Source organism: Pseudomonas sp. (assembly GCF_049590575.1).
GTDB lineage: Bacteria > Pseudomonadota > Gammaproteobacteria > Pseudomonadales > Pseudomonadaceae > Aquipseudomonas.
Genome location: NZ_JBAWDE010000437.1, coordinates 1 through 5709, shown reverse-complemented (window position 1 = coordinate 5709; position 5709 = coordinate 1). Strand labels below are relative to the sequence as shown.

Genomic DNA, 5709 nt, shown 5'->3' with positions numbered 1-5709 from the left:
CGGTTTACCCGCTCCGTACTACCTGTTTTCGGCCAGCGTGGTTAACGGGGCGCCTAAGATCAACATCAAGATCAAAATCTACAGCACGGCGGCCTGACAGCCGACCTGAGTGGTTGGATCAAAGGCAGTTACGTGTAGGAGCGGGATTGCCGGCGATGCAGACGCCTGGGTTGATCAGTGGTAACCAGTCGATGCCTTCGCAGGCAAGCCAGCTCCCACAGAAAAGCAGATCTGCTTGTGCTGTAGATTTGCTTTCGCTCTGCGCTCTTGATCTGCTTCAACCACTCAAGTCGGCTACCAGGCCGCTGTGCTCTTGCTTTTGATTTTGATCTGAGGCGCCCCGTCAAACACGCTGGCCGAACGCAGGCTTGAATCCGTGGGTAACCCGGCAGGACGCCGGGTTAGCCGCGATGGGCCAAGGATGGCCCATGGCGGCGGCCCACGGATTCAAGCCGGAGCGAGGGCACACCGAGCCGCAGGCGAGGTGCCGAGTGTTGGGGCAAGAGCCTTTTGGTTACTTTTGGGCTCTTTTCAAAAGTGACCCGCTGTAAGAGCGGAACCATACGAAGCCGTTACCGCAGCAACGGATATGTACACAAATCCCCCGATAAAAAAGGCGACCCGAAGGTCGCCTCATTCAACACGGCACTGATCAGAACTCGTGATCAGCATTGTCCGGGTTCAAATCACTGATCCCCAGCTTGCCCGCAGCCGCTTCAATCGACCCCGTCTGCTTGACCAGTGCAGCAATTGCATCACGTACGATCTGGTTGCCCGCATCGTTCCCGGCAGCAATCAACTGGTCGTAGTGCTGACCTTTGGCAGCCTGATCAACCATGACCTGAATCTTCGCTTCAGTGGCCGCAAGGTCCGCTTTCAACGCGGTATCGGCAGCCGGGTCAGCCTTGGCCACCAGCGACGACAGGCTGGCGCCGGTCATCTTGGTGCCGTCGGTACGGGTGTACTCGCCCAGATAGACGTTGCGGATACCCTTGGCGTCGTAGAAGTGCGAGTTGTGGGTGTTGTCGCTGAAGCAGTCCTGCTCGTCTTCCGGCGAGTTGGCTTCCAGGGAAACCTTCATGCGCTCACCGGCCAGTTCGCCCAGGGACAGGCTGCCCATGCCGAACAACATTTTGCGCAGGCCATCGGTGGCAGGTTCTGCCTCCAGGGTGGCGCGGTAGTTGTCTTCGACGTTGGGTTTCCAGTTGCCGACCATCTCCTGCAGGTCGCTGACCAGCAGTTGGGTCACGGCGCTCAGGTAGGCGCGGCGACGCTCGTTGTGGCCACCGGTAGCGCCGTCGCCAGTCAGGTAGTCCGACGCTGGGCGGTTGCCGGCGCCTGGGCCGGTGCCGTTCAGGTCCTGGCCCCAGAGCAGGAATTCGATGGCGTGGTAGCCGGTGGCGACGTTGGCTTCGGAACCGCCCAGCTCATTCAGGCTGGCGAGTTTTTCCGGGGTGATGTCCTTCACGTCGACCTTGTCTTCGCCGACCTGGATTTCGTTGTTGGCGATGATATTGGCGGTTGCGCCCGGGTTGCCCAGGGCGTGTTCGTAGGTTTTGTCGACATAGTCGATCAGGCCTTCGTCCAGCGGCCATGCGTTCACCTGGCCTTCCCAGTCATCAATGATGGTGTTGCCGAAGCGGAACACTTCGCTCTGCAGGTACGGCACGCGCGCGGCGATCCAGGCCGTACGAGCGGCCTTCAAGGTTTCGTCGTTCGGCTTGGCGAGGAAGGCGTCGATTGCAGTTTGCAGGGTTTTTGCAGTGGACTCGGCGTCGCTGTACACCGCGAACACCATGTCTGCGTAATGCGCGACCACGGCCTTGGCGGCAGCTTCGTCGACCTGGCCGGCAGGGGTGGCAGCCGCGGGTGCGGTAGTGCTGGCGGCCGGGGTCGGCGCCTGAGGTGCTGCGGCCTTGTCTTTACCTTCGCCGCAACCGGCGAGAGAAATGGCAATGGCCAGCAGACTGGCGGTGGCCAGGGGCATACGAATCATGGCGAACATCCTGCTTCGGTTGTTGATAGGGCGCGCGGGGGGAGCGCAAAAAAGCTGCGACATAATGCGAAAGATTTGCATTTTGTGTAAAGGGTTATACGCGGGAAATATTTTGTATTGTTTGGCGGTGTCAGAGAATCGCAGCGTTATTGCGCTCCGACTGCTTCAAGAAAACAGCCAACTCCCGCGCCGGCAGGGGTTTGCTGTAGTGGTAGCCCTGACCTTCGTGGCAGCCCTCGGAGATGATGTAGGCCTCTTGCTCGGCGGTTTCCACGCCCTCGGCGATCACCTGCATGCCGAGGCTTTTACCCAGTTGGATGATCGCCCGCACGATGGTCGCATCGTCGTCATCGTCGAGCAGGTCCTGGACGAAGCTCTTGTCGATCTTGATTTTGTCCAGCGGCAGGCTTTTCAGGTAGCTCAGGGATGAATAGCCGGTGCCGAAGTCATCAATGGCGATCAATGCACCGGACCGGCGCAGGCTCAGCAGGTGCTGGGCGGCGGTGCTGATGTCTTCCATCAGGCCGGTTTCGGTGACTTCCAGCTCCAGGCTGCGCGGCGGCAAGCGGTAGATCTGCATCAGGTTGTTGACCACCCGCGGCAACTCGGTGTGGTGCAACTGCACGGTGGACAGGTTGACCGCCATGCGCAGGTCGGTGAAACCCTGGTCGTGCCATTCACGTAATTGTCGACAGGCCTGGTCCAGTACCCATTCGCCAATCGGAATAATCGTGCCGTTCTGTTCCGCCAGCGGGATAAACAGGTCGGGCGGCACCAGACCGTGTTCCGGGTGTTGCCAGCGAATCAGTGCTTCCACGCCGACCACGCGGTGGTCGCGGTAGCTGATCTGTGGCTGGTACACCAAGTGGAATTGATTGCGGCTGAGGGCCTCGCGCAGGTCTTTTTCCAGTTCGCGACGGCGGCGCATTTCGCTGTCGACACTGGCGATATAGAACTGGTAACGGTTGCGCGAGCGGCTCTTGGCCAGGGTCATGGTCTGTTCGGCTTTTTGCAGCAGCTTCTCGGTGCTGTCGCCATCTTCGGGGAACAAAGTGATGCCGATGGTGGCGCGCAGGCGGATTTCCTCGTGGTCGAGGGCGAACTCCGCCTCCAGGTCATCCAGGATACTTTGCGCCAATTCAGCCGCTTCGTAGGGCTGGTCGATATCGGCCTGCACCAGGGCGAACTGGTCGCCACCCAGGCGTGCCAAGGCGCCGAGGCGGCCGCTGTGGGCGCGCAGGCGGTCGGCCAGGGCCAGCAGCAATTTGTCGCCGGCCTGGTAAGTGAACTGCTCGTTGACGCTTTTGAAATCATCCAGCCCCACGCACAGCACCGCCACACGGCGCTGTCGGCGGCCGGCGTCGGTCAGGATCTTGTCCAGTTGCTCCTGCAGTTTCTGACGGTTCGGCAGGCCGGTGAGGAAGTCGTACTGGGCCATGCGCAGCAGGCTGCTTTCGGCTTCGTGGCGCAGGTGGGTATTGCGTTCGATGGATTCGAGCAACTGGTTGGCGGTATTGATCCACAGACCCAGCTCGTTGCGTTCATGCCCCTTGAGCAGCGGGATCTTGTGCTCGCTGGGCCGGTCGGGGTTGATCGAGGTCAGGTGTTCGATAATTCGCGACAGCGGTTTGGTCAGCAGCCAGTGATAGACCAGGTACAGCACCAGGCCCATGGCCAGGGCGCGCAGCACCCCGGAAATAAAGATGATCACTGAGTTGACGATAAACCCCTGGCCGTAGGTGGCCGTGTCGAGGGTGATGCTCAGGTCGCCGTAATACTCGCTGTAAGGGCCTTTGCCGACCAGGGGCGTGGTGAAGGTGCGTTCCTGGCCGAGAATCAGGTCGGTCAACCAGCGGCTGGGGGCTTGCTGCAGCGCGCGGCTTTTCTCCGCCAGCATGGTTTCGTTGGGATGCCCGATGGACGCCATGCGCACCGCATCGTCCTGAAACAGACCCTCAATCACTTGCATCCCCATCTCGCGGTCCAGGCTGTAGACGGCCTGGGTCGAGGGTTCGCGAAACATGTCGAGGATGCGCTGGGCATCACCGGCCACGGCCTGGCGCGTCTTGTAGGCATCAAAGACGATCTGCGCCACGCTCAGCGCTACGCCCACGATCAATGCCGACAGGAGCACAACCCGTAGCAACTTCACCGACAAGCTGTTCTTGAGTTCCAGCTTCAAAGGGGCATTCCTTGTTCCGTGCGGGTAACCTCAATATGCCATGAGTATTGGCAATCTGGTGATGGCAGTCAAAGGAACATTAGGGCATCGGCTGGTTTGGCAGGGAACTTGAGCGGGGGGCTGAAACGGGGGGCTACGGCGGGAAGGGCAGACGGATGAGGAGTCCGCCTGCCTGAGACTGCTCCGCGAGGGCATGCATCGCTTCGGGAGCGATCTTTATTTCTCTATCAAGCGTTGGTAGTGATACTAATGTTGGTTTGCGAATGATTACCGTACTGCATTCGCCTGTTGTTGTGAAAATCCTGGTCCGCGATTTTGTTCCCCTCGCCATCTTTGTTCTGGTCACCTTGCTTGGCCAAAGCTTTGACGACTTCGGTAACCAATTTGACTATTGAGTTAATCACGTCATTACCACCGCCAGCGCCGCCCGCACCACCAGCACCACCAGCACCACCGGCGCCACCAGGCATCAAAACTATAGTCATTGTTACTTCTCCGACAAGTTAGAGAGGTGAATTCCTCACGCGACTTAAGTGGTTGGCGCCTCTTATCCAGTTCCAGTGTCGGCAAAGATTATTAGCGCCCATAAAAAAGCCCGACAATCGCCGGGCTCTTTTTGACTGCAAGCGTTGCTTAGGCAGTGAAGGTCTTGCCTTCGAACTGCTCAGCCACGAACTTCCAGTTGACCAGGTTCCAGAACGCTTCCACGTACTTTGGACGCACGTTGCGGTAGTCGATGTAGTAGGCGTGTTCCCAGACGTCGCAGGTCAGCAGCGGGGTGTCGCCGTTGGTCAGCGGGTTGCCGGCGCCGATGGTGCTGGCTAGGGCCAGGGAACCGTCAGCCTTTTTCACCAGCCAGCCCCAACCGGAACCGAAGGTGCCGACGGACGTCTTGGTGAACTCTTCCTTGAACTTGTCGAACGAACCGAAGGCTGTGTTGATGGCTTCAGCCAGTGCGCCGGTCGGTTGGCCGCCGGCGTTTGGCGCCAGGCAGTTCCAGTAGAAGGTGTGGTTCCAGACCTGGGCGGCGTTGTTGAAAATGCCACCCGAAGAGGATTTGACGATCTCTTCCAGGGTCTTGCCTTCGAACTCGGTGCCTGGCACCAGGTTGTTCAGGTTCACGACATAGGTGTTGTGGTGCTTGTCGTGGTGATACTCCAGGGTTTCCTTGGAGATGTGCGGCTGCAGGGCATCGTGTGCGTAGGGCAGCGGCGGCAATTCGAAAGCCATGATGATTCTCCTAATCAGGTCAGTTGCGGTGAGCGCAAGGCCGATCACGGGCGGCCAAACAAGCGCCGGGGAGTTTGTACTCTTTGCGGCGCAGGGTCCGGATCATAGCACCGGGGGTGCGGCATAACCACGCAACAACTGTGTGGGATAGAGGTTCCAGAGCGTTTTGGAATATTCCTCACGCACTGATCAATTGATAGGCCACGCTGAACATCATCACCGCTACCAGCAGGTCGAGCAGGCGCCAGGTGGCCGGGCGCGCCAGCCAGGGTGCCAGCCACGCCGCGCCGAGCGCCAGTGT

General features: G+C 59.6%; 4 protein-coding genes and 1 pseudogene. All 5 read right to left on the bottom strand.

Annotated elements, in window-relative coordinates:
• Positions 1-652: 652 nt before the first annotated feature.
• Complete coding sequence (locus WBR57_RS29995) at positions 653-1996, bottom strand: imelysin family protein (protein ID WP_424089189.1); 1344 nt, start codon at positions 1994-1996, stop codon at positions 653-655.
• Positions 1997-2126: 130 nt separating this feature from the next.
• Positions 2127-4178 carry a putative bifunctional diguanylate cyclase/phosphodiesterase gene (locus WBR57_RS29990; protein ID WP_424089187.1) on the bottom strand — a complete coding sequence of 684 codons (2052 nt, stop codon included), beginning with the start codon at positions 4176-4178 and terminating at the stop codon, positions 2127-2129.
• Positions 4179-4405: 227 nt separating this feature from the next.
• A complete protein-coding gene (locus WBR57_RS29985) occupies positions 4406-4663 on the bottom strand; it encodes a hypothetical protein (RefSeq protein ID WP_424089185.1) in 258 nt (85 codons plus the stop codon).
• 148 nt (positions 4664-4811) lie between these two features.
• Positions 4812-5408: a superoxide dismutase gene (locus WBR57_RS29980; RefSeq protein ID WP_200583312.1), complete on the bottom strand. Its 597-nt coding sequence runs from the start codon at positions 5406-5408 to the stop codon at positions 4812-4814.
• A 178-nt stretch (positions 5409-5586) separates the two neighbouring features.
• Positions 5587-5709 (bottom strand): annotated as a pseudogene (locus WBR57_RS29975) (amino acid transporter); the annotation flags it as partial.

Coding starts and splice junctions, on each gene's coding strand:
- WBR57_RS29995 (WP_424089189.1), bottom strand. CDS start 1,996: ATGATTCGTATGCCCCTGGCCACCGCCAGTCTGCTGGCCATTGCCATT.
- WBR57_RS29985 (WP_424089185.1), bottom strand. CDS start 4,663: ATGACTATAGTTTTGATGCCTGGTGGCGCCGGTGGTGCTGGTGGTGCT.
- WBR57_RS29980 (WP_200583312.1), bottom strand. CDS start 5,408: ATGGCTTTCGAATTGCCGCCGCTGCCCTACGCACACGATGCCCTGCAG.